Source organism: Bradyrhizobium sp. CCGUVB23, from assembly GCF_024199885.1.
GTDB lineage: Bacteria > Pseudomonadota > Alphaproteobacteria > Rhizobiales > Xanthobacteraceae > Bradyrhizobium.
In genome coordinates, this window is record NZ_JANADQ010000001.1 from 6785514 (window position 1) to 6809767 (window position 24254).

A 24254-nucleotide genomic window follows, 5' to 3' on the forward strand; every position below is an offset into this window, starting at 1 on the left:
CGAACTGTAAAGCGATTTGGCAGACCTTTATGTTCCACCGATGGAATGCACGTCCATGTCGAAACCGAACGGGGACGATCAACACAGACACGACCTGCTGCAGACCATTTTAAAGGGCCACTTCGCCTCGGACGACGCCGAGCTGATCGCAAGCATCAAGGCTGCAGCCGAATTCATCGAGCTGCCGTCGGGCGGCATCCTGTTCCACCAGGGCGAGCACAGTGACGACGTCTATTTCGTGCTGTCGGGCCGATTGCTGGCGCTCGCGGAAGCCGACGGCGAAAGCAAAATACTCGGCGAAATCGGCCGAGGCGAAACCATCGGTGAGCTCGCCCTGTTCACCGGCGAACCACGTTCCGCTTCCATCGTTGCCCTGCGGGATTCTTCGGTCGTCAAGGTAACGCGGCAGATCGTCGAGCGGGCGCTCGCCAAATCCCCGCAGGTCGCACTACAGATGACGAGAATCGTCATCAATCGGCTTCGACGGTCGGAACGAGAGCGTCAGGCCCCGACTGTTCCTGTCAATATCTGCATTCTTGCCGTCTCGCCTGGCGTCGACGCCGCGGCCTTGGCAGGACGTCTGCGAGCCGCGGGGCGGGACAGCGCAGCCACGAGGATCGTGGGTCCCGATGACATCGGCGAGCAATTCGGTACGGATGCCGCAAGCGCGGTCCGCCAAAATCATGACGCGATTGCTCATCACATCGACGGGATCGAGGCCGCAAGCAAGGCGGTTTATCTCGTCGCCGACCCACGCGAGTCCGCCTGGACGCAGTTCTGTCTGCAGAACTGCGACGAAATCTTACTGGTCGGGGATGGCCGCCAGGACCCGGGTCTTTCAAGCGTGGAAAGCCGCTATCTCGCGGCCGAGACGCCGGTCCTGATCGCGCGGCGGACACTCGTTCTTCTGCATGGCCTCGATACCAAAAGCCCGACCGGCACCGCGCAATGGTTGAAAAACAGACGCATCTCAAGGCATTTTCACATCCGGCCGGAACTTGCGCGCGACATTCGCCGGTTAGCGCGGATTATATCAGGCAACTCTGTCGGCCTCGTGCTGGCGGGCGGTGGGGCGCGCGGATTCGCCCATGTCGGCGTTATGAAGGCATTGGAGGAGGCGGGCATCGAAGCGGATTTTATCGGAGGCACATCGATCGGCGCCATCATGGGGACCTGCCTCGCGCTCGATCTGTCGGCGGAGCGGATTTCCACCGCCGTCCACAAGGCTTTTCTGCTTCATCCAAAGGGCAACATCACCGGCGACTATAATTTCATTCCACTGGTGTCGCTGATCAAGGGCAAGCGCACCCACGAGGCGATGGCCCAGGCCATCGAGAACGCGACAGGTGCGAGTATCGACGCGGAGGACACCTGGAAGACGTTCTTCGTCATTGCCTCCGATTTTTCCACCAACAGCGAGGCCGTTCTCGACAAAGGAAATCTCGCGCGAAATGTGATCGCGAGCTATGCGGTTCCCGGTGTGCTGCCGCCGATGTTTATCGGCGGACACCTGATGTTCGATGGTGGCATGTTCAATAATTTTCCTGTCGACGTGATGGCGCGGCTCGGCGCCCGGCGGATCATCGGTGTCGACCTCTTGATCGAAGATGGCCGGGTGTTCGAGATCGACCAGCTACCGGGTACCATTGCGCATCTTCGTGACAAACTCCGGTCGTGGGACATGCAGCGCTACCGCCTGCCGACCGTGCCTGAAACAATACTGAACTCGTCCTTCATCAGTTCGGTCTCGAAGCAGAAGGCGATGCGAAAATTCGTCGATCTTCTGTTTCAGCCGCACATCGAACAGGTCGGACTGCTGCAATGGAAGCGATACGACGACATTGTAGCGGCGGGATACAATCACGCCAAGCAGGTACTCGGGGCGGAATCCGAGGACAAGCTGAGAGCGTTCCGGTAGCGGCCTGACGTGTATCCATCAGCAAAGTGCGTTATCCGGCAACACTCACGCCAAGTTTGAAGCGAGCGTCCGCTTGGTCGAGCCTGCGATCTTGCGCCGCAGGGTGGCGGATGCGGCATGAGCCGCCGGCGGGACTATTTCGGCCGAGGTGCTCAAGCGCGCCAATCATCTCATCCAGCCTGGCTCACTCCCGAGGCCCGCGCCTCACTTGTGGTTTGCGCTTACGGCGAATGACTGCTCAGGGGCAAAATGCGAAGAACTCAACATGAGCAAATCTAGTCCGCCATACCCCATTGATCGGACCTCGACGAGGTGTGCGGGCACTTCGCAGAAGGGCCATGCGGAGATTGCACCGATTCTGGTGATGGGTCGTAAGCGGGTGCGACTATCGAGGCTGTGGCTGGTCGGCCCGGCTTGCCTCGCGCAAAGCGGGACAACCAAGCCGACCATTGGCCGATGTTTATCAATTCCACCGCAGATTTTGCGGACTACTTGTTTGTGGAGGCCGAACCGACCGTCGCCGAAGGAGGTGGCATCATGTTCCAGGTGTCGGCGCGGTATTTCCAATCTGCGCCGTCCTGGACGATGACGCTCATATAGGTTCCTTTGATCTGTTGGCCTCCGGCATCAGCAGACCAGGTACCGGCTGAATAAAGTGAGTTTTGGCCTATCATGTTCGCCTGCGCGACCGGCAGAACCATGTTTTCGAGTTTCTCATTCACCATCTGATCCATGAATTTGCGGATATTCTCAGTGCCGATGATGGGTTGATCCACACCCTGCGGCAACAACACGGCGTCGGCCGTGTATAGCGCGGTGAGAGCAGCGGCATCTTTCTTGTTAAAGGCCTCGATCCACTTGTCGTCGACGCGCTGTGCAATTGTTTTGGCGTCGTCGGCGAAGGCGGGCACGACAACGGCGAATGTCAGTGCCATTAAGCAAAGCATTTTTTTCATGGCTCACACTCCTCGCATGTGGTTACCTTTTAGAAATGCCGGTGGCGCGTCGCGCTTCGGGCGTACTGCTCATGGATTGCCGCTGGCCGATATTGGTATGGACGTGGCGAGCTCCCACAGCGAACGCGCAGCGGGTTAGCCTCACTGTTTTGGAGCTTGTCCAGATGCTTTTCATCGGGGCCTCAACGGCCATGCGGCGAATGAACACAGGATTCAGAAATGGCTCCGAGAAAGACGGAGTTCGGAGGTGTCGTCTGGAAAATTGAGCCTCAGCTACAGCTTCGGCTCTATCGCTTGTCCTTTTGCGGGCATTCAGCGAGCGAACGAAATAGGATCAGGTCAATCATTGCGGTTCGAACGAAACCCGCTGATCCATTACTCATGGTTCGTTGGACAACGAATACTTATTAGACCGGCGAATGGTACCGGGCAAGACTTAACACCGGCGCATTACCGTTCCGGAGAAGTACGGTCAGCAGCATTGACGCACGAGCGCCAAGGCAACGCGCTTCGAGCGATACCGATAGTCAAGCCACAAGAAATTAGAACCAACTGTGGGCTCATGCACCGCGCAGCCAATAGCGTGCTTCTTCAATCGCCTTGATGGTAGTTCGAACGCGAGAATCTCAAGCAGTGCGTGGCAATCGTCGACCGCCCTGTGAGCCTGGTGAAAGAAGCCAGCGCCATTCAGGAGGCAGGCTAGGCGAGAGCCTTCGAAGCCGTGTTTCCTCCGGTCGACCTACGTCGCCGAACAACCACAGGCCTTCCGTTGGAATATCGGCCAGTAACGCTCCGCGAACTTGCGGTCGAAACTCGCGTTGTGAGCAATGACGATCACGGCATCGTCCGTGAACGACGAGACGGTTGCCTCGTCGATCCGCTGCCCGGCGACCACCTCGTCCGTGATCCCAGTGAGCGCGATCACCTCCGGCGGGATGGGACGGTTCGTTGAACGATGAGAAGACATCCCTGAGACCTGGGATGCGCCCGTCGGGCAGGTAGTCGAACTTGACCATTCCCAAGCTCGATGACCTCGTCCTTCTTCTGATCCAAGCCGGTGGTTTCCACGTCGAGCAGGATTCCTATCTTACTGCTTTGACCGTGGGATCGAGTGAATGTCTGCCGACGAACCAGGCGCCGAAGGACGCGATAGTCGGCGGATTTGGCCAATGCCTCGGCCATGGCGGCGAGGGTTAGGTCGTTCTCAGGCATTGGATGTTGCGGTCCTCCGGCTACGGCTCCCATGCATCGCGTCTGGCTGAGCCACAAGTCTAAGGCGTTTGCGCTTAGAATGCGATATTCGCTTCCGGAGCTGAAGCAGAACTTCTGGGCTCCGTCTGAGAATTTCGCCTCATGACGCAAAGCGTCATCGGGAGCAAGCGGAGCTATTCGGCAGGATTGCGCCGACTCATGATCGTCGCGACCGCTGATCCGAGCGGCGGCGGGCAGTTAAGCGTTCCGCGTGACGCACCAACACTCTGAACTAAGATACAGCAGGGGGCCGCTTGATCCGTTGGAGAGCCACCATGGCCTACGCGATCATTCATTACTTCCCCGGCGGCACGAAGGATCAGTACGATAAATCGATTGCCGCCGTACATCCGAGTTCGGGCGGCCTTCCTACGGGCCAGATCTTCCACACCGCCGGACCCACGCCGGGTGGTTGGACAGTGATCGCGGTGCACGATGCGAAGGACAGCTGGGAACGGTTCCGCGAACAGATCCTCATGCCGCGCTTGAAGCAAGGCATCGCAGGGGGATTGGCCGGGCCGCCTCAGGAAACCGTCTTCGAAACGCATACGCTCAACATGTAGCGTCGCTGTCGTCGCCAATCGGGCGGCCGACCCGCACCGCTCGGCCCACTGGCCTTTGCGCGGCAGGCTGGTCCGTGGCCTCGTCCACACTGGCTGCTTGTGGTTAGGTGACCGGCTCGACGGGAGCAGGGTCGGTCTTGGCCCAGCCGCGACCTGTTAATGTAAATCACGGGCGGCATCCAAAAGTACACGCATTGGTGCGGTTCAAATCCCGAAATCCATTTGGAGCTCCGGATCGTCCCCGACGTGGAGGGAAGACAGCAATCCCCCCAAGTAGGCGCACCGGTTTCGGAAGAGGCAAGTTGTCCTTCAGCAGACCGACCGCCAGTTCTGCGAAATCGTAGCGGCTCGCAAAACCCGGCAGCGAAGATTCAAACAAGCGAGACCGCCTGCGCCACCATGAGGCCAGCACCCAGGATGCAGATTAGGCCGACAAAAAGCTCAAAGATTGACGGCCCGGGGCGGCCCACCGCTAACAGAGCAAGGATGGTCGCAATGCCGAACCGAATGCCCTGTGGCGTGAGACTATCCCACCCGATAATGTCCCAGCCGATAACCGAAAGAAGAGTCATTTCCTGCCTCCTGTATTTGAAACCTTTTGTTACCCGGATTTCCGCGCACGCGAGGCGGGTGACGGCGTCGAAGGTGCGTCTGGCGGAGGCGACCGGGGCAGAGCGCGTCGAAAATAAAAACTCGCAGCCGCCCGTGCAGGGCCTATCGCCGGTCAAGGCTCGTTGATGATGCCCGGTGGAGAATACTTGGCATGGCTCTCGCCGTCCTCGGCGTAGCCACGCTCCCACGCGCCAGAAGCGAGAAAGCCCGCGTAACTCAATCTTTCATCTCCGACGAGCCGGGTCGACGGCCCAAGCCGCTGATTGAGGAGTAGCGTCACAAAGCAGCGGAGCAGCTCTGATCTTGGCTCGTCCTGTTCCACCCATAGAAACTGCCCCATCTCGTTGACCTCGAGGAAGGTATGTTCCCCCTCGGGAGTAACGATGAGGTCGATGCAGCCGAAGGCAAGTCCGAGCTTGCGCATGAGCGCGATACACCGCTCCTCGACCGTACGTGGCAATGCCACAAGCGCCGGCTTGAGGGGCGCCACCATATCCGATCGCCAATCGAGCCGCGTCGAATCGCGCGACTGCGAGTCGAGACGGATGGCCACGCAGCGCTCGTCCATGCAGGTGACGCGCAGTTCATAGGCCTTCTCGACCTTGCGCTGATAAATCGCTGGGCAGCCCGCAAGCGGCGCATCGTCCTGAAGGTTCACCTCGCGCAGTTCGGTGGTGAAAAGCGCATGGCGCTCGCCGCTCGATTGCGCATGCCAATGCGTCTGCAAATGCAGCTTGAAGATGACGCCCGCCTTACAATGCTCACGCCAGAAGCGGCGGATCTCGTCGGGATCGTTGCTATAGAGCGTCTCCGGGATGGCAAAACCACACTGCGCGGCGGCAATGAGTTGAGGCATCTTCAGCAACACCACTTCACGTGCCGCGATATCATTCACCCAGAAGGCGTCGGGCGCGATGAGCCGCCGTACGTTGCGGATGTGGTAGTCGCATTCGCGTGAAGCTACTGCCCAATCCGCGTCGGCCATGCCAGGCGGCCGCATCGGCAGCCCGCTGCGGCGGAACCATACCGTGCTCCAGTCGCCGCTTACTCCATGGCTCCGGCCATCACCAACGGAGACGGTCTGCGAGGTTTGCGTAATGTGCATTGATGACCGCAGCACCAGCGGCAGGTCCGGCGTGTAGACGGTGTGATGCCGCCCCTCCGCCTGCTCGATCGCCCAGCGGACCGCATGAATATGGATATCGCGGGGAAAGCCTAGAATGAGGACGGTCATCGGACATCGACCCCTTGCTTTGAATATGGCTCGAGTCAAGGTATCCCCGCCGACCGGCGCAATAAGTCGGCGGGGAGAAAGTAAATCATGCGTCGCTGTCGTTCGTGGGGCAGCCCGTGCACGTGCACGTATCGGCGCGAGGCGAGGCCGTGACGCCACCGACCGCGCCGCGCGAAATCATGCCGCCGGAAATGTGGTCGATCTCGTCGATGGTGAGCGGCCGCGCCAGCTGGCGGGCGAGGATCCGCGGAGCCGCAGGCCCGAGGTCGTTGGCGTCGTCCTTGGCAACTTTGCTGTCGTCGATCATGAGTAGTCTCCTGGTCTGTGGGTGCTGAAATAGGGTCGGCAGAAAGCGCGCCTTCCGCTTTTCACGTTGCCAGACGTGGAGGCTGCGCGATGTGATCGCGCTCACACGTGCTCTACCGGGCATCGCGGAGAATTCCGGTGTGACCGCCTTTCCTGTTAAACGCACATCCAAGCGCACAGAGATTTTCTAAGTCGGCCTTTAGCGCTCGTGGTTCTGCGGTCATGTCTGTAGCGAAGAACAGATCGTCGCGGCGAAAGCGGAAGGACGAAAGCGTTTGGCTTATGTACGGCAGGACCGGAGACAGATATCGGCGCGCGATCGCCCGCGGCGAGGGCGAAGAGACTCGCCGAATGAAGCGCCGGCGCCGATCTCACCGCAAGAAGCGCCGGCAGCGGCTGGCGACACACCGCCGACGGTTGCGCTAAAACTGAAACAAAAGAGGCCGCCGACCAAGGCGGCCTAACTGCTGGCGCCACCCGCTAGCAGGATAACGATCGCGATGATTGCGATACCTTCGCCCCTATGGTGCCGCTGCGTCGCCATGAGTGGCCATTCCCTGACATGCAAATCTGAGAAATGCTTGAACCCGACTTAACCGCAACCCTACGCCGGTGGACGATACGGATATGCGCACCGCGAATGGTCCGCCAGCTATGGGAAATTCTAATCCGAGTCATTTAACCTCCAAGGTTCAATGAATGGTAACGGTTGTCTCAGCAACGCGCTTTCCAACACACGCCCGGGATAGCCGATCCAGAGGTCAACGACCGTGATGCGCGTCACTGGAACCTCGGTTACATGACGAAGGCGCTTCTAAGCATCACCGCGGGGAGCAATGTGGCGCCGAAGATTGCGACAGCAAGACAGATGCGCGCTGGGATTGGTTACGAATCGACGGCGGCGGGATAGGACGTCGCCGCCGCGAAAGGGATCTTGCTCATTGCATCACGCCACGTTTGAGGGCTGCCCGCTGAGCGGCGGTCGCTGGGACATCTCAACTACGAAAAGTCGGCAAACTATCGCGCCGCAAAGCAGCGAAGAACCACGCGGTAGTTTGATAAGAAGCGAAAACGTTCCTGGCGCTCGGCTGTTTATTTTGGGAACGAGCCCTGAAAGACGAGGGTTGTTATGCGACGGAGGAATTTGCCATGCTTGTGTTTTGGTTGCCGATCATAATCTTCGAAGCGATGCTTGAATCAAACTTGAATGAGCGCAAAGCAGGCGATCCAACGGTGATCGAATAGTGCCGCTCGAGTTGCGCTCCGCAATATGTGATTAGGATCACGGCCCTGACGCGTGACTTGGAAGATTGTCGCGTCGGTCAGTTGTTTGCTGTTCTTCGAGGAGCACACTATGAACGTCGTGATTCAAAGACTCAATGGCCTGTGGCACCTTGTCGTCGGGTCGTGCCAGCTCCGAACTCCCTTCCTGGAGACTCAGGACCGGGAGCTGGTCGTTACGTACGCCCGGCGAGTTTACCCTGGCGCCAAAGTCTTCGAACGCGACTGATCTTGACAGCGACGCGCTCGAGCGAATGTTGTCTCATGCTTGAGTGACTTGCCATTTCGCAGAAGGGCCGCTCTTGGCACCGGAAACACCAGACGCAAATCCTTATGGCGCGTTTGGAAAGCGCTGCGATCCGGTCACCGTCGGTCGACTTGACGGCGTCGCGCCTCCCTTGAATCACTGTATCGAGACATCTTGGGCGGCGATCGGTCGCACACAAGCGGCGGCTTTCGCGGACCATCAAGATGCCACCTTCCGAGTTAGGCGGCCCCCGGGGGGCGGGCACAAATTGCGATCGAGAAATGTCTTGGACACAACGCGAAGTGTCCAGACGAAATCAAGGAGCGACGCTCTCGCGCAATCGGCGGAGTTGGGAGCGGAGCCGCTCGCAGCCCAATTCCCTCTCGAGCTTGGTGATCGCCTCAAGCGTAGGTTCAGCGCGCACGCTCAGCAACCGCGCCATGTCGCGGGTGCAAGTATCTTCCGAACGGACAGTCTCGTTCTGTGCCTGCAGCTTCGGAGCGGCTTGCGGCGCCGCATTTCCGTCAGAAGGCAGAGCTGTACTGCTAACAATACTCTCAAACAGACGCTGTACTTGTGGACGCAGCCGCTTGCAGGCGATTTCGCGTTGGAAGTTGGTGATCTCGTCCGGCGCAGGGTTGGCGCGCAGACGCGCCAGCCTCGCTTCGTCGCGGACACAGGGGTCCGTGATTTCGGGGGCGGGCTGCCCGGGAAGCGGCGGCTTGGGCAGCTCCGCCTTCACCGCCGGTGGCGCGCTTGGCGGTGTTGGATTGACCAGGGCCGGCTTCGGCGGGGCCGGCGCCGGAACTGGCGGAGGGGCCAGGGGCAGCGCTGCCGGCGCGACGTTTGTTGCACCCAACTGCGGCACTAACGAGATGGTTGCGCCGCCGAGAGAGCCATAGATGAACGGCTCCTGCCGTCCACCGGTCATGGCGATAACGTCATCGCGCACGCGGCCAAGCGCGATCCGAACGTCGACACCGGGCTCGGCAAGGTGCCGGAGCAGCGCGGTTGCATAGGGACTGTTCACGCCGTCGCCGTCATAGGAGATCGAGCCGGCCTTCGCCGCGTAGGCCACCAGCGTATCGGCGCTGATTTCATCGAGCTTCGCAAGCCCGCCTCTGGTCGGCGAGCGGCTTGCGGACCGCAGCTTGGCCGCAAACGGGTTGTCGCGGCAGGCGTCGAGCAGTATCAGACGCAGGCGGCGTACCGGTTGGAGCGCCCAGATGATGCGATCGAGCGCGATAGCCTCATCGTCGACGTCGTAGTCGTGGCTCAGCTTGGCATCCATCGGTATCAGATAATTCGTGCCGCCGATCTCGATGCCGTGGCCGGCGTAATAGACCACCGCCACATCGGCGTTCTCTGCAGTAATGAGAAACTCGCGCACAGTGCGCTTGAAGTCGACGACGCCGAGATCGTTGCGCGAAATGACGACGTCGAAACCGATAGATTTGAACAGCGCTGCGATCGCTTTGGAGTCGTTGCCGGTATTGGGCAGCGTCGGTGCGTTCGTATAGGCGGAGATTCCGACCACCAGCGCGACCCGACGCTCCGCTGCGGCCGCATCGGCGAACATCGCGCTGACGACGAGGCAGAGGACGTAGATCAAGAGCCGGCGCGGTTTCATCGCTGCATTAATATCCGTAACTCCGCCAGGAACGATGGCGGTACTTGCGCTTTCTTGGCGGCTGGCCGCTCTCCGTCACCGTGACGTTAATGACTTCGGAGAACACCGGTGGATCGTGCGGCACGTGGGCAAAATCGGCGAACAGCAGGCGCAGCTTGTGCTGGCCGATCGGGAGCGTGATCTTCGCTTCGGTCTGGCCAGCGCCGAAGTGCAGGTGATTGAAGTCGTTCGGGATCGGTTGGTCGAGTGGCGGCAACTCGGCATCGACAAGCAAATGATGATGGCCGGTATTGGGTTTGTCGAAGCCCGCCGGCGCCACGCCCATGTTCAACAAACCGAAGCGGATAACCGGATTCGGAGAAATATAGGAGCCGTTCCTCGGATAGATGAAATAGACCTTGGCATCCTTCGGTGCGGAACGCCGTCCGCCCGCCGCAGGAGCTGCTTGAGCCACCGCGGGGGCGGTTTGGTCAGCTACCTTGACCTTGATCCGCTCGGAGATCACCGGCGGCGAATGCGGAACATGATTCTTGTCGGCGAACACCAGTTGCAAGGTGTGCTCGCCGGGCGTCAACGAAATCTCTGCCTCTGTCTGTCCCGCGCCGAAATGGAGGTGCTGGAAATCGTTGGGAATTTCAGCATTCAGCGCCGGCGTTGGCGAATCAACGATCAAATGATGGTGACCACTGTTGGCGCGGTCCGAACCTGCCGGCGCAACGCCCATGCCATGCAGGCCAAAATGTAGAGTGGTCTTGGTTGGCAGCGTGTCGCCGTCCTTCAAGCCGATGAAATAGACAGCCGCCCCGGGCGGCGACGGCGTTGGTCCGCCCGTCTGAGTTTGGGCCTGTGCGGCGTGGCAGTGCATCAAACCGCCGATAAATGGAACCAGAATCGATAACAGCAATCGTTGCATCATCGCAATCTTCCCAATGCATAGACCACAATCTGGACCGCAGGAGCCGTGGGAAACTGAAATAATCGCAAGCATCGACAATATGCCCGTCCGGCAAAACGAGCGGAAATGAAACGATATTCCTTTGCCGCCCAATGTAAACCAAAATCCCGTGGCGCGACCGTCGCCTTGCCGGTCGCGGCCGAATGAAGCATGCTATGCAACATTGAATGTGACGTGTGCATACTCCCGATCGTTCGAGCCGACCGGAGATCACAACATGAAATCCGCCGTCTTGTCTGTGATTTTTCTCACAGCGCTACTTGCAAGTACTTCGGAAAGCGCCCAGCGAGGGCTGAGCAGCGGCCCGTCTGGCGACCAACCGTCCGCGCCAGCCGATACCAGAGTGGCTCAACAACAGGGAACCAGTCTGGATCCGGGAGAGCTGTTTCGCGATTGCGATAACTGCGCCGAGCTCGTGGTTGTGCCGCCGGGAGACTTCGTGATGGGATCCAATGACACGCCCTATGAGAAGCCCGAGCACCTGATCAGCATTCGCAAGCCCTTCGCCATCGGGCGCCACGAGGTGACGTTCGCGGAGTGGGATCCGTGCGCCGATGCCGGCGCGTGCAAAGTGCGTCCCGAGGATCACGGCTGGGGCCGCGGCGACCGCCCAGTAGTCAATGTCAGCTGGGAAGACGCCAAGCTGTACGTCGCCTGGCTGTCGCAGAAGACCGGACAGAAATACCGTCTGCCCAGCGAGGCGGAATGGGAGTATGCCGCGCGCGCGGGGACCAGAACGCCATTCTGGTGGGGCAAAGAGGTCGGCGCCGGTCATGCGCAGTGCGACGGCTGTGGCAGTCCGATCAAGCAGCAGGTCGTGCCAGCGGGCTCGTTCCGGCCAAATGGCTTTGGGCTCTACGACACTTCTGGCAATGCTGCGGAATGGGTCGAGGATTGCTGGAACGATTCCTATCGCAATGCGCCGAAGGACGCGTCGCCTTGGACGTCGGGCGACTGCCGCTTGCGGGTGCTGCGCGGGGGCAACTTCCTCAGCAAGGCCAGCGACGTCAGATCTTCGGCAAGGTTTCGCTACGACGTTGACGTGCGTTACTACGCCAACGGTTTTCGCGTCGTGCGGGAGTTGCCGTAATCATGCCGCGCGCGGAAACAATACGGGTGATCGTCGCGGCGATACTTGTGTTGTTTGTTGCAGCCCCTGCCGCTTGGGCGCAGACCTACTCCGCCAGCGGGCAAATCGGCTATCTGCACGAGTGGGAGATAACGGGAAATCTCGCGAAAACGGTTACGCGTCTGGGTGCAGAATATTCAGGGACGATCACGCTGCGTCACGTCGGCCTGTGCAGCGTCAATGGCGTGGAACAAAAGCAGGCGCGCATGCAGCTGAAAGCTTCGTCCGGGCGGCTGGAAGGCACGTTGATCATGGACGGGGATCAATGCCGCATCGTCGCATCTGGATCATCTGGCTCGGGACTGTTGATCTGCGGCAGCGGACAAGACGTTCCGATCAATCTCCTGATCGGCAAAGCTGTTGAGACCGAAGCGGCGGATCGCGCGGGACTTTAGAGTGCCGCGATTTCGAAGTGCTGCTTGCTCGCCGCAACAGTCCGCGACGACTATGATGCCGGCGCCCGCGCCAACACACGCTCCTGCGGCCTCGACCGGCTCGGCTGCTTCACCTAATCCGCAAACTCCACTAGAGAGGCGCTACACGACCCTCGGAGGCAAGAGCTTTACGCGGTCTTTCCCAAATGTACCGTTTGGAGCCGCAAGCTGTTCTTGAGATTGTGCCCGGGCTGCGACGGAAGCGCCATCGGGCGAGTATCGCTCCGGCGAAAGCACGCCGAATGATTGCTGTCGCGATCGCATTCACCCCCTGACGAAGAAGTATGAACGATGGCAGCTCTAACAGCATCGCACCCTCTCAGTGCGGCCTGCCGAGCACGAATGCGAACGGCAGAACGAAAATCTCGTCGCCGGCATCATCGCTGACATGCAGGGCCCACTGCCGCCAATCTTCCAGGTTGGCGGCTGCGACGAGGGATCGCACCCTGCGGGTGGCCTCCTCACACGCCTCGATCAGGTCGGATACGAATGTACCGCGACGATCCATCAGGACCCCCTTAGCGTTCGAGCAATGGAAATAGACCTGAGCCATGTACGCCTCCTTGCAATATCCGGGCGAGTAAGCTCGACCCTGCGCGTCGGAGTCATACGAGGCCTCAAAAGGGATTGTCCGTGATCATCCGCACATAATGCATTTTGGTAGCCTCGCGGGTTCGTGATCGGTTCGGCCTCAAATCACGCACACCACTCATCCATGGACGGGGTATGGATCCACCCCGTGTTTACTCCGTCGGCAGCCGAAACCTCAGCGGCAGCTGTCTATCGTGCCTGCGTCCCGTCGGGTTCGGCCCGCCCGCCGCCGCTGGAAGCGGGCGCATTGCCGGCAGAGATAGCAACAGAACGCGGCACCATCCTGCAGTGCTTGCAAACGCGACACAGGGAAGAGGCTCGGAAGCCTTGACAGTGGCGGGGCTGAATTGCCCCGCCATTGACCCACAGAGGGCCGTACGAGCATTTCTACATTTATCGGCTAGTCTAGGTCGTTAGCCCGCGGCCATAAATAGAACCCACGGCCATTTCTGAGTGGTGCAGCGGTGGTTTTAGGTTGGTTATGAACACCACGAAGCACAGCGCGCCGATCGCGAAGATGATAAGACTAAAAAGGTAGTTTAGGTTCATCTGTGTTCCTCGCCGCCTTTTCGTTCTGGGGCTGCATCATGCAGCCATGAACCGGACGATGAAGAGATCGACCAGAATCTTCCGTGACGGCGCTCACAATGTCGAGAATAGCCTCCTTTGCCTCTCTGAGCCACGCAGCGACCGTTGCTTGGCTATCTTCGCGATGGTGGCGCGGCTGCATGCCGTGGCGGACTGGATAGCGTTCCACGGCATCATCAGCATGCGGGCAGTTCCGTTGTTGCGCTCGACATTGGCCGGGCGCCCTTGTCGCGGCCCGTTGCCCTGGCCTTGGCTTACCCTCGCGCCTGCCAGCGGCGGCCGTCTTCATTGCGTGCGATGGCCGCGAGCATGTCGCGCAGAATTCCGTTGATGGCATCGAACACGCGGACCGTGAGCGCGTCGCCATTGCCGCCCGTGATTTCCGTCACAGATAGAAAAGCCACCCTTCAGTATGGTTCGAGCCACATGTTGTTCATTGCAACCCCTGAGGAGGAAAGTCATGAGTGGAATGCGTGAGCTGATCGATACGGAACTCGACGCCGTGAGTGGAGGGTGTCACGGGCATCATCATGGGCATCACGGACTCTTCAGCTTCGGTAATTTCGGCAACATCGGCAATATCGTCGTAGAGCAGAACATTGCCGTGCAGATTGGTGTGGCTATCGGCAATAACGCCAGCGTCACACAGCAGCTCGGTGGTCAGCTGAACTTCGCCTCTATCCACTAAATTGCGGGTTCCCGAACACTCCTTGCCCGCTCCCCGGGGGTGTTCGGATACGAATTCAATCGAGAATTCTCGTGGACATGGGCACCGTCGCTCAAGGCGCTCGGCAAGGGTCTCGACACGGTGTCGATGCCCAACGAGCGTCACCGCGCGCAAGTTCGTGTCCGTTCCGATCGCCTGACCGCCCAAGCCAGCGGCGGATGGCAATTCGTACGGTACAATGACCACTTGCTACAAACGCTTCGTTCGCTGGCGCAGGACCAGCGTGCTGAGCCATGGACGCGCTTGCCGCGGCCATGATGCCGCTGTCCAGATGATCGACACCTCGATTGTCTGCGTGGATCAGCATAGAGTGTGTATCACCCGGAACAGAGTTCGGTCGATGGGACGGTCCACGGGTTAACGCGCAGATTCATGCGGTGGTTGATACCAACGGACTTCCGATCCAGCTCGCGGTGGCGCTTACGACGATCAGCTTGTCGGGAAGCGCCTGTCTCGCCTCAGGGCTGGATCAATATTGCTTGTCGACCGTGGCTCCGACGCCGAGTTGGATCAGAGAACTCGCAATCAGGAAGGCTGGCCTGGGCCAACATCCGGCCGAAAAGCAACTGCAATAAGCCAATCTGTTTTTAGCCATACCTCTACCGAGCTCTCAAGATCGTTGAACGCTTCTTCAACAGGACCAAGCAATGTCGTGAGGTCACAACGCGTTACGACAAGCTCGCGGCAACCTACCTCGCGTTCGTTCAGCTTGCGCCAAATAGGCTTTGGCTCCGCGCTTCATCCTTACACGTTGTTCCTGAGATAGCCAAACTCGTTCAAGGCATGCGAGAGTCCATGCCACATGAATCAGAAACGCCGTGGAAGAAAAAGTCACACACAGCGTAGCTCCAACGGGTCATATCGTGGCCAAAGCCGACTGCCGCTGTTGGGCGCCACGTGATTTCTGTCACAGATAAAAAATCCGTCCTCAGGCATCTACACGAGCAGTGAGGCACTGGCTCGCTTCGAGCCAGATGTTGTTCACAGATACAAACTCTTTGGATAAATCATCATGATGCGTGAACTCATCGATACGGACCTCGAGGCGGTGGCTGGCGGTACTGTCAACGTTGCTTCGATCTCGATCCCGACGTTGACCCAGACTCTTCTTCAGAACAACTCGCTCAACCAGACCGGTGTTGCTATCGGCGGCTCCGTTGTCCAGGTGGCCGGCCCTCAGTCGAACACCGGGGTCCAGGCTGGATCCATCAGCTAAGTCGGCAATGCCCGCACACTCCACGGGCTGCTCCCGAGGGGTGTGCGGGCTTTTCTCCTAAGGAGGCAAGTCATGATCCGTGAACTGACGGAGATGGAAGTCGAGGCGGTGTCTGGCGGCGATTTTATCGGACCTATCACCATAGCCCCCCAGGTCATCACACAGATCAACGCCCCCGTGCAGGCCGCTGTGGCTGTCGGCGGTGACGCTGTGAACCTGATCAATGGTAGTCTAACAAACTTGGGTTTCCAATCGCACTAACAAACTTCGGATTCCAACTGTAAAATGCAATAAAGCCCCCCGCCATCGGGAATGCCCGCCCGGGCTGCTCCCGTGGTGGGTTTTTTGCGCGCACTTCTGCCCGCACACCCACTGCCGGCGGCGCGACAGGGACTGGATCAATCCCCGTTAGGCGTGAGCACCCTGGTCGGCCAAGTCGCCCGCAGGCGCGTCTTCGAATGATCCGGGATCAGCTTGACGTCCGAGAGCCGCTGTAGAGGCGCCACGTGATTTCTGTCACAGATAAAAAATCCGTCCTCAGGCATCTACACGAGCAGTGAGGCACTGGCTCGCTTCGAGCCAGATGTTGTTCACAGATGCAAACACTTTGGATAAATCATCATGATGCGTGAACTCATCGATACGGACCTCGAGGCGGTGGCTGGTGGTACTGTCAACGTTGCTTCGATCTCGATCCCGACGTTGACCCAGACTCTTCTTCAGAACAACTCGCTCAACCAGACCGGTGTTGCTATCGGCGGCTCCGTTGTCCAGGCGGCCGGCCCTCAGTCGAACACCGGGGTCCAGGCTGGATCCATCAGCTAAGTCGGCAATGCCCGCACACTCCACGGGCTGCTCCCGAGGGGTGTGCGGGTACTCATTTCAATCGAGAATTCTCATGGACACAAGAACCCTCGCGCAATGAACTACGGCAAGAGGTCTCGACACGGTGTCGATGCCCAGAGAGCGCCACACAATTGATCTTGGCGTCAGAACTCTGGAAACTACTTTGCAATTGAGTGCTCTCGCAAAAACGCGCTTTCGTTCGCTACAATCCCAGTCGTAGGACTGTGATGCTGCACATGATGCCTCAGGATCATCGCCCGCCCCGCCGATAGACTAGCGATGACCGGGTTCAAGCAACTGCCGCTTGGCAAAATCCGCAAACGGACCCGGAACGCTCATGAGCTCTGCGTAGCTTCCAGTTTGCACGACTTTGCCGCGCAAGAGCATGACAATACGATCTGCATTGCGCACGGTGCTGAGGCGATGCGCAATCACAATCCGCGTGATGCTCAATCGTTCCAGCGAGGTGCCGATGATGCTTTGGGTTTGGTTGTCGAGCGCACTGGTTGCCTCATCAAACAGAAGAATCCGTGGTGAGCGCGCAAGAGCCCGGGCGATCAATAGTCGCTGCCGCTGACCGCCCGACAGCGTAGTCACCCCTTCCGCAACCAGCGTATGCATTCCCATCGGCATCTGCGCGATGTCGGCATCCAGCGCCGCCAGGCGGGCGGCCTCCCACGCCTTCTCCAGCGGCAAATCAACGCCGCCGCAAATGTTTTCGTAAAGGCTTCCGGTTGCGAGCTTGGTATCTTGCAGCACCACCCCAAGCTGCCGGCGCACGGCGCTGATGTCGAGCGTGTTGAGCGCCTTGCCGTCGTAAAACACCGTGCCGGCTTCCGCCCGCTCAAAACCGAGCAGCAAACGAAAGAGCGACGATTTCCCGCTACCTGAGGGACCGACGACCGCGACGTAGTCACCCGTCGCAATGTTTAGGCTGATGTCATCCAGGACCTTCGGCCCGCCTTGCATATAGCGGAAGACGATGCCGGAAAGTTCGATCTCTCCGGATAGCTCTCCGGGCGATCGCCGTTCCTCTGAGATCTCGGCAGGGGTGGAAATCACGGGCTTCAGTCGGCTGAGGTGAGGAATCGCCACCAGTGATTCGCTGACGCTCGAGGCCCAACTGCCGATCGCGGCCGTGGCCTGTCCGAACGCTGCCAGAAAGCCGAGAAAAGCGCCGAGATCGAGCAGGACGTGGCTGTTTGTGTAGGAGGCAAGCGCAAAGATGCTCAATGTCGCCAGCATCGGAAAGGCGGTATCAAAGGTGCTCAGCGCGTTGGCCGCTTGCTGCGAGGCGATGAAATAGCGCCTCTGTACGGCAAATTGTTGCGACCATCGCGCTAACGCGCGCGCCGTTGCGCCTGCCACGCGCAGCTTGCCGACTCCCGCAATCAATTGCAGCACAAAGCCGCTGGCCTTGCCTTGCAGGTTGAATTGCTTGGTTTCGTAGTAGAGTCGCACGGCGCTCGTGGCAAGAATTGCAGCCGCTCTGATCATCGTGAGCAGCAGTGCAATGCTGCCCAGTCGGAGGTCATAGTAGAGCATCAGCCCAATGCTGAAGAGAGAAAAGAACGAGGCCGTAAAGCCGCCCAGCACACGTCCGGTGAAGATCCGGCGAGTGGCGTCGATGCCCATGGCGCGATCGACCAAATCGCCGCTTGTATATTCGCGAAACAGAGAGGTGGGTAGGCGGAGCAGTCGGTCGATCAGCGCGGCCTGCAGCTTATAGTCGAGCAGACCTTCCAGCCTCAACGTGACCCGTCCTTGCATCATCTGCAGACTGGCGATCGCCACAGCGGTGACCGTCAGCGCAAGCGCACAAACAACGAGCTGATCGATCTCGGTGCGCGGGATAACCGAATTGACCAGGACATTGGTGATCAGTGGCGGCATCAGCGACAGTAGCCCGATTACCATAACAGCCAACGCGATGCGCGTGATGCTGCCGGAAACGCCTCGCATCGCAAAGGTAAGCAGATCGCGATATTGGAGCGGGCGGGACGGCAACGCTGGATAGAAAGTGATGGCCTCCGGTTTGAGCTCGCCGGCAACGGAGCGATCGACCGAGCGGCGTCTTCCAACCTTTGGGTCCAACATCGTGTAGGTGTTCCCCCGACTGCGGACCAGAGCCACTGGACTGCGTTCGTCTCCGTGCCAACCGAGGAGTGGTCCAGCATCGGTCTTCCACCAGACATCGCGCAGGAGCACACGGCGGATCCGCAATTGGGCTGTGCGAGCGATCTCCAGAATTTCGCTGAAGCCCTGTCTTGTGGGTTGAGCGCGCTGCGAAAGCGTAACCGGTATTCCCAGTTCTTCTCCGACAACGCGGTAACTGCAAAGCAGCGGGTCTGCCGGGTCCCATTCGGATTGCGCACGATCGGCTTTTCTGACCACGACATCAGAGAGCCGCTCAAACGAGTCGAGCGTTTGCGACACAGTGAGTTCGCGGCGGCGGACCAGGCGTTCCCGCTCTCGAATGACGCCCTCTGCCAGGCTGCGCTCGAGATGGGCAATAACTGCCACCTGGAATCGATCAATCGCGGACCAGAGAACCAGGGCATCTGGCGGGTTCGGGTCGAGACGCAATTTGCAGCCGTGCTCGCCGGCTTCCACCCACATCCCACCGGTCAAAGGGAAGGGTGGCTGCCCGGGAGTGAAGCTCGAGCCGAGGTTCATGACCTTTGCTGTCCCGGTTTCGAGGTGCGCCCACAAGAGGTCCCGCATCGGACCGCGACGGCGCTCGCCCGGGTGCAGTTCAATCGCCTCACCGCTCACCAGCTCGGAAATGGCTTCGTTTGCCGCCGAGCGGACCATGAACGTCGCCAACTGGGTAATCCAGCCAGACACAGGACCAAAGGACGCTGCACTGCGCGGCACCTCCAAAAGCGCAGTGCCAGGGGGGCCGACGGCGATGATTTGCAGTCGGCTGCCCGAGGTTTCGCAGGCATTGTGCAGGTCCAGAATACATTCGTCGTTTTCGACACGAAATAAATGCTGGCGCGTGCCTGTCGGCTGAACTGCAAACAAATCGACGTGACCGGCTGCCACTTGAAGAACGTGTTCGTGGTCGCTGAGAAGCATCGGGCGACGCGCGTCGAGCGCAGTCCGGTGCAACAGACCGATCGGCACCTCGCGTTGATGCCCAACGAAATTCTCGCTGACAAATCGATCCGTCATTCGCGCGCCACCAGATTGGCATAGGAGGCCTGAAGCGCAAGAAGCTCTTCATGCGTGCCGCGCTCAACGATGCGACCGCGTTCGAGCACGATGATTTCGTCGCAATCGCGTATCGTGCTCAGGCGGTGGGCGATGATGATGCAGCTGCAGCCTCGGCGCCGCAAGTTGTCGTCGATGGATTTTTCTGTGATCGGATCAAGTGCAGCCGTCGCTTCGTCCAAGACAAGGATCGAAGGATTGCAAACCAGAGCTCGGGCGATTTCGATGCGCTGACGCTGACCGCCGCTGAAGTTCGTGCCGCCTTCATTGACGTGGCAGTCATAGTTGCCTGGTCTGCTCGCAAGGTCTTGGTGAATCAGTGCGTCCTTGGCCGCCGTCAGGAGGTGGCGCTCATCGGTTGTTGAATCCCAGAGCGTCAAATTGTCACGCGCGGTTCCCTCGAACAGAAAGACGTCCTGGTCGACATAGGCGACGGAGTTCGCAAAAACGTCCGCAGGGACATCCGTCAGCCTACATCCATCAAAACGAATCTCGCCGGACCAGGGTTTGTACAATCCGCAGATCAGTTTGCCGAGGGTTGATTTTCCGCTGCCCGACACGCCAACAAGTGCCACGCGTGAACCGGCAGGGATCACCAGCGAAAGATCCGCCAAAAGCGGCGGTTCGAGCACCGAATAGCCGAAGCTGATGTTGTGAAGTTCGAGTCGGCCGGTAAGCTTCGGCGGCAAGGCACCCGCCTGTGTTGGCGGTTGCGGCGCTAGCGGGTATCGGTAGACATCCTCGAGCCGTTCGAGCGCTCCCTTGATGGTTTGCAGGCCGCCGAAATAGTTCACGAGGTTGACGAAAGGCTCGGAGAAACTCAATGCTAGGGATTGGAAGGCCACGAGGCTCCCCAGTGTCAGGGAGCCCTGAATGACCCGCAAGCCTCCGACACCAAGAATCGCTGCGACCATGAGGCCCGAGAGCAGGGTCGGGACCATGTCCAATATGATGGCGGAGGCGCCGATCCTCTGTTCGGCGTTGAGGGTTTTGGCTTGAAGACCGGCCCACCGGCCGAAGGCGTCGTCTTCCAATCCACTTGCTTTGATGGTTTCGATAGTCCGCACCATGCTCACGGTCGCCCCGAGCAGCTTTCCCTGATCGAGCGCCAGCCGATAGCTCAGTTCCTGGCGGCGTGAAGCGACGAGCCGCAGGAGAAGAACATTTATCAAAGAGATTGCGACGCAAAGCGCGGTCAGGCCAACGTCGTAGACGGCCATGGCCGCGGCGAACAAGACCACCGACATCAGGCTGAGCGCATTGGCGGCAATGCCGCTTGAAAGCAGCCGGGCGATCTGTTCGTTGGCTGCAATACGGCTTGCAATGTCGCCGGCGTGGCGTTGGGTGAAGAATTCCAGCGGCAGCGTCATGAGGCGCCACAGAAAGCGGCTGGTCATCACGACGGCGAGCTTGGTCTGCAGCCGCAATAGCAGCGATTGGCGTGTGATGGTCAGAATGGCCCGCAAGGCAGCCGTCAGCGCCATGCCGATCAGGAGCGGCGCAAGCCAGCTGCGCGTGTGCTGGATCAAAATTTCATCAACAAAGATTTTTGAGAATCCTGCGGCAACAATATTGGGCAGGACCGCGGCCACGCTGACAACGACCAGCAGGACCACCGCCTCCTTTGATTGGCGCAGTTCCCGCATGAGCAGGCTAACGCCCTTTGGTTTGCTGCCAACCTTCTCGAATTTTTCGCCCCGTTCAAACGCCAGGACAACGCCGGTGAAGGCGAGGTCAAGCTCGACCAGATCGATCCGCCGACGCCCGCTCGCGGGGTCATTTATGTAGGCGTGCTTCCTATCAATTCCTTCCAGGACCACGAAATGGTTGAAGTTCCAGTGAATGATGCAAGGCGTTGGAATCTCGGCAAGTGCCGGAGGTTCGACGCTGTAGCCCTTCGCCGTCAGCCCGTATCGGCGCGCCGCTCTGATGATGTTGCTGGCCTTGCTGCCGTCGCGCGATACGCCGCACGCGACACGAAGCTCCTCCAACGGAATCCACGCACCGTAATAACCGAGAATGATGCCAAGCGCTGCCGCACCGCATTCGACGGCTTCCATCTGCAGTAGGATGGGTGTCCGCCGGGTACGTCGGCGCGGCAACCAGCTCGCCATGCGGCTGACGTAAGATTTGGGCCGGCCGCGCTCGCTGGTTGGCTGGTTTGGAGAAGGCTTATCCATCAATTCCCGTGAGGTGCTTTAGCAGGGGTATCACCAGATCGAGGGGGCGCCGCCGGCGCGTTGTGATCTCGGCCCGCGCCAACGTTCCGCTCGTGAGATGAATGTTCGGCCCCTCGCCAACGGCCCATCGATATCCGGTTGCAGTGGAGGCGTCTTCATCGAGCGTAACCATCGCGGCGTAAGGTGCACCGTCGCGCGAGAAACGTGAAACCAGGCTTTCGTTATGCAGTAGCGCGGCCATGCCTTGAGGCGTCATCGGGAAATCAGAGATGCTGACCACGTTGCCCAGCATCATGCCAAATTCCTCGCGCTTCACCGTGCTCGGCTCGAGTTGCACCTGCATGCCAGGCTTGACCTGTTTGCCTCGTTCGGCGGGAACATAGACGACGGCTTGGAGCTTGGCGCCTTCGCTTTCGATCGCAATCACCGGTGTGCCGATGGCTAGCACCGAACCGGGCGAAATCTTCACTTCCAAAACCCGTCCGTCCATCGGGCTGATCACTTGGGTGTTCTGGCTCAGCTGTTCCGCGGCGGCATTCATTTGCCGCCGGGCCTCGTTGAGGGAAAACTCCGACTGCTGAATTTCGCGCCCGCGCTCCGTTTCCAGATCCGTCTTCTGCGACCGCAACTTTAAAATCTCGTTTTGAGCGTCAGTACGGCGCTGTTGCGCATCGGTCAGCTCCTGGCGTCGCTCTTCCAGATTGCGCCGCGTCGTGTATCCCTTGGCCAGCAAATCCTCCAGGTTTTTGACGTCGACCGTGAGATACTCGATACGCTGGCTCGTTGCCTTGATCACCTGTTGCAGGGCGATTTCAAGTTTTGCAAAGTTTTGGCTCTTGGCGGCGAGCTCGCTTTCAGCTTTCGACACCCGATCGGCGTGCTCCCGCTGGCGTTCATGAAAGACCTCGGTGGCCGCGTTGTGCTTTTGCTGGATCTCGGTTTGAACGATCTGGGCGATGGGTTGGTCCTTGTTGACGTGATCGCCCACCGTGACTGCGACCGACTGCAGCCGTCCGGCAGCGGCGGATACGGCGTCGACGACCTTACCGCCACTGCCGATCAGGATTCCCTCGCCCGAGACGCGAGTGGGCACGCGCCCGAAAATGCCCCACAGCACGGCCGCCACAAGTGCAACGCACAGCACAAAGGCAAGAATCCAGTCAGCGGGCTTGGTGATAACAACGAGATGATCGAGCTGCTCGGGAGACGCAGCCCGGTCAAGGGCCGCGGCGCGAAACGCCCGTTGCGGCCCGTCGGTCATGCTCCTATGCTCCGGCTTTGGGAGCGGTTCAGACGCCGACATGTCTGCACGCAAAGCAAGTGTGAACTGAAGTCGACGATGCCCGATCTTTGCACAGAAACAACCATCTAACAATAAGGGGGCAGGGGAAGGACCAAGCGGGATGCACGGGCTGATCGGCACCACGAGAGTTTCGTTCCCGGCGCGAGCGCACCGAAAGATGCTGGCGGCAAGCTTGGGGCTTGGGCTGTTCCTACCCAGTGTGTGCTGTGCGGGCGTCCTGTCCGAGAGCGATTTCAGGCAGGCGGAGAGCCTTAGGCCGCTCTTTGCCAACCTCATGAATGACCTTGTCGCGACCGTAAAGCGCCCCGATGTTTCCAGCGGGGACGCTGACTGTGTCAACTCGACTATCCGGGAACTTCTTCAGATCTCCGACGAACTGGCAAGCTACGAGTATCTGATCACGATGGAGAAAGATCTGACCGACTTTGGCGACAAAAATCCAATGCGGGATATCGTCAAGTTTGCCGTCGACACGAGCAGCACGATCCTGATCAGCGAAAGAAGACGGTTAGTTCAGATATCCGAGCGGTGTACCAAATATCCGTTGGGCCAAGGCAAGATTGAGCAGGCCGTAACCATCATCGACACGACGACAGGCATATTGGCTTCCATTCGAGCTCGCCTTTGACACGGGCGAAGAAAGCGCCCGCACATTAAGCGATCTCCATGTCCGGAGATGACAGCGAAGGACCATTTGCAGCGCCCAGATCAGCCGGTGAGTAGCCGAGCACCATCGAGAACACCTTGGTGCCGCCTTTTTGTAAACCGGCGGCTCCAGGCCACCGGCGATGTAGGCCCTGACCGTCTTTCGATCGACAGCAAGTTGCTGGGCGAGGGCGCTCACCGACAGACCATGGCGATGCAAATCCAGGATCGTGACAAGTTCCCCAATTTTATCACTGCGCCCTCCCTCCGGCCTGCGGCAGCAGCGTCAACGTCTCGGCGCCGGCCGACCATCCTGGGCATGCCGTGGACGGTCGGTCGTCACGAAAAGTGGAATTTCAAGCGCCATAAGTGGGGAGAATTACTCTGCCACTCACACAATGATCAGGCTGGTCTGCCTGCTTGATC

Annotated in this window: 22 protein-coding genes and 2 pseudogenes; 11 read left to right on the forward strand and 13 right to left on the reverse strand. The window is 59.5% G+C overall.

The window, feature by feature from the left end; all coding sequences use genetic code 11:
• The first annotated feature begins 55 nt into the window (after positions 1-55).
• Positions 56-1918: a patatin-like phospholipase family protein gene (locus NLN62_RS53160; protein WP_305881681.1), complete on the forward strand. Its 1863-nt coding sequence runs from the start codon at positions 56-58 to the stop codon at positions 1916-1918.
• Between the two features lie 488 nt (positions 1919-2406).
• On the opposite strand, the gene NLN62_RS31435 is transcribed toward NLN62_RS53160, so the two are convergent.
• Together NLN62_RS31435 and NLN62_RS53660 are read right to left on the reverse strand one after the other, a co-directional pair.
• Entirely contained in the window at positions 2407-2874 is a 468-nt protein-coding gene (locus tag NLN62_RS31435; RefSeq protein WP_084801834.1) for an SgcJ/EcaC family oxidoreductase, read from the reverse strand.
• A gap of 739 nt (positions 2875-3613) precedes the next feature.
• On the reverse strand, positions 3614-3841 hold the full coding sequence (locus NLN62_RS53660) for a hypothetical protein (protein WP_371933048.1): 228 nt from the start codon (positions 3839-3841) through the stop codon (positions 3614-3616).
• A 41-nt stretch (positions 3842-3882) separates the two neighbouring features.
• On the opposite strand from NLN62_RS53660, the gene NLN62_RS53665 reads away from it, so the two are divergent.
• Positions 3883-4071: a hypothetical protein gene (locus NLN62_RS53665; protein WP_371933049.1), complete on the forward strand. Its 189-nt coding sequence runs from the start codon at positions 3883-3885 to the stop codon at positions 4069-4071.
• Positions 4072-4400: 329 nt separating this feature from the next.
• A complete protein-coding gene (locus NLN62_RS31445; protein ID WP_254111385.1) occupies positions 4401-4688 on the forward strand; it encodes a hypothetical protein in 288 nt (95 codons plus the stop codon).
• A gap of 371 nt (positions 4689-5059) precedes the next feature.
• Here NLN62_RS31445 and NLN62_RS31450 read toward each other — a convergent pair whose 3' ends face one another.
• The 5 genes from NLN62_RS31450 to NLN62_RS31470 form a co-directional block, all read right to left on the reverse strand.
• Complete coding sequence (locus NLN62_RS31450) at positions 5060-5260, reverse strand: hypothetical protein (RefSeq protein ID WP_156944809.1); 201 nt, start codon at positions 5258-5260, stop codon at positions 5060-5062.
• Between the two features lie 152 nt (positions 5261-5412).
• Positions 5413-6285 carry a hypothetical protein gene (locus NLN62_RS31455; protein ID WP_254111386.1) on the reverse strand — a complete coding sequence of 291 codons (873 nt, stop codon included), beginning with the start codon at positions 6283-6285 and terminating at the stop codon, positions 5413-5415.
• Positions 6286-6619: 334 nt separating this feature from the next.
• On the reverse strand, positions 6620-6841 hold the full coding sequence (locus NLN62_RS31460; RefSeq protein WP_027527465.1) for a hypothetical protein: 222 nt from the start codon (positions 6839-6841) through the stop codon (positions 6620-6622).
• 1843 nt (positions 6842-8684) lie between these two features.
• On the reverse strand, positions 8685-9998 hold the full coding sequence (locus NLN62_RS53165; RefSeq protein ID WP_051390173.1) for a caspase family protein: 1314 nt from the start codon (positions 9996-9998) through the stop codon (positions 8685-8687).
• Positions 9999-10005: 7 nt separating this feature from the next.
• A complete protein-coding gene (locus NLN62_RS31470; protein ID WP_027527466.1) occupies positions 10006-10914 on the reverse strand; it encodes a DUF4399 domain-containing protein in 909 nt (302 codons plus the stop codon).
• A gap of 382 nt (positions 10915-11296) precedes the next feature.
• Here NLN62_RS31470 and NLN62_RS31475 point away from each other — a divergent pair, with 382 nt between their 5' ends.
• Together NLN62_RS31475 and NLN62_RS31480 are read left to right on the forward strand one after the other, a co-directional pair.
• Entirely contained in the window at positions 11297-12043 is a 747-nt protein-coding gene (locus NLN62_RS31475; protein ID WP_371933050.1) for a formylglycine-generating enzyme family protein, read from the forward strand.
• Positions 12044-12045: 2 nt separating this feature from the next.
• The gene (locus tag NLN62_RS31480; RefSeq protein WP_027527468.1) at positions 12046-12477 is read left to right on the forward strand and encodes a hypothetical protein; all 432 of its coding nucleotides are present in this window, start codon (positions 12046-12048) and stop codon (positions 12475-12477) included.
• A 358-nt stretch (positions 12478-12835) separates the two neighbouring features.
• On the opposite strand, the gene NLN62_RS31485 is transcribed toward NLN62_RS31480, so the two are convergent.
• Together NLN62_RS31485 and NLN62_RS53045 are read right to left on the reverse strand one after the other, a co-directional pair.
• Positions 12836-13069 (reverse strand): hypothetical protein, encoded by a 234-nt coding sequence (locus NLN62_RS31485; protein WP_027527469.1) that lies wholly within the window; start codon positions 13067-13069, stop codon positions 12836-12838.
• Positions 13070-13949: 880 nt separating this feature from the next.
• The gene (locus NLN62_RS53045) at positions 13950-14084 is read right to left on the reverse strand and encodes a hypothetical protein (protein ID WP_256575990.1); all 135 of its coding nucleotides are present in this window, start codon (positions 14082-14084) and stop codon (positions 13950-13952) included.
• A gap of 71 nt (positions 14085-14155) precedes the next feature.
• Between NLN62_RS53045 and NLN62_RS31490 the strand changes: the two genes are divergently transcribed.
• From NLN62_RS31490 to NLN62_RS31510, 5 genes and pseudogenes are all read left to right on the forward strand, one after another.
• Positions 14156-14383 (forward strand): hypothetical protein, encoded by a 228-nt coding sequence (locus tag NLN62_RS31490; protein ID WP_254111388.1) that lies wholly within the window; start codon positions 14156-14158, stop codon positions 14381-14383.
• Positions 14384-14588: 205 nt separating this feature from the next.
• Positions 14589-15160: pseudogene (locus tag NLN62_RS53670) on the forward strand (IS5 family transposase); the annotation flags it as partial.
• 274 nt (positions 15161-15434) lie between these two features.
• Complete coding sequence (locus NLN62_RS31500; RefSeq protein ID WP_254107409.1) at positions 15435-15638, forward strand: hypothetical protein; 204 nt, start codon at positions 15435-15437, stop codon at positions 15636-15638.
• 72 nt (positions 15639-15710) lie between these two features.
• Positions 15711-15899, forward strand: a complete 189-nt coding sequence (locus tag NLN62_RS31505; protein WP_254111389.1) for a hypothetical protein — start codon at positions 15711-15713, stop codon at positions 15897-15899.
• A 360-nt stretch (positions 15900-16259) separates the two neighbouring features.
• Positions 16260-16463 carry a hypothetical protein gene (locus NLN62_RS31510; RefSeq protein WP_254111390.1) on the forward strand — a complete coding sequence of 68 codons (204 nt, stop codon included), beginning with the start codon at positions 16260-16262 and terminating at the stop codon, positions 16461-16463.
• 294 nt (positions 16464-16757) lie between these two features.
• Here the strand turns inward: NLN62_RS31510 and NLN62_RS31515 are convergent, their stop codons facing one another.
• From NLN62_RS31515 to NLN62_RS31525, 3 genes are read right to left on the reverse strand one after another with little or no spacing between them, the layout of a single operon-like run.
• Entirely contained in the window at positions 16758-19661 is a 2904-nt protein-coding gene (locus NLN62_RS31515; protein ID WP_035663769.1) for an NHLP bacteriocin export ABC transporter permease/ATPase subunit, read from the reverse strand.
• Positions 19658-21880 (reverse strand): NHLP family bacteriocin export ABC transporter peptidase/permease/ATPase subunit, encoded by a 2223-nt coding sequence (locus tag NLN62_RS31520; protein ID WP_371933051.1) that lies wholly within the window; start codon positions 21878-21880, stop codon positions 19658-19660. The genes NLN62_RS31515 and NLN62_RS31520 overlap by 4 nt, the downstream gene beginning before the upstream one ends.
• The gene (locus NLN62_RS31525; RefSeq protein ID WP_027525801.1) at positions 21873-23141 is read right to left on the reverse strand and encodes an NHLP bacteriocin system secretion protein; all 1269 of its coding nucleotides are present in this window, start codon (positions 23139-23141) and stop codon (positions 21873-21875) included. The genes NLN62_RS31520 and NLN62_RS31525 overlap by 8 nt, the downstream gene beginning before the upstream one ends.
• 142 nt (positions 23142-23283) lie before the next feature.
• Here NLN62_RS31525 and NLN62_RS31530 point away from each other — a divergent pair, with 142 nt between their 5' ends.
• Positions 23284-23811 (forward strand): hypothetical protein, encoded by a 528-nt coding sequence (locus tag NLN62_RS31530; protein WP_027525800.1) that lies wholly within the window; start codon positions 23284-23286, stop codon positions 23809-23811.
• Positions 23812-23933: 122 nt separating this feature from the next.
• Here NLN62_RS31530 and NLN62_RS31535 read toward each other — a convergent pair.
• Positions 23934-24075, reverse strand: a pseudogene (locus NLN62_RS31535) (IS21 family transposase); the annotation flags it as partial.
• Positions 24076-24254: the final 179 nt, after the last annotated feature.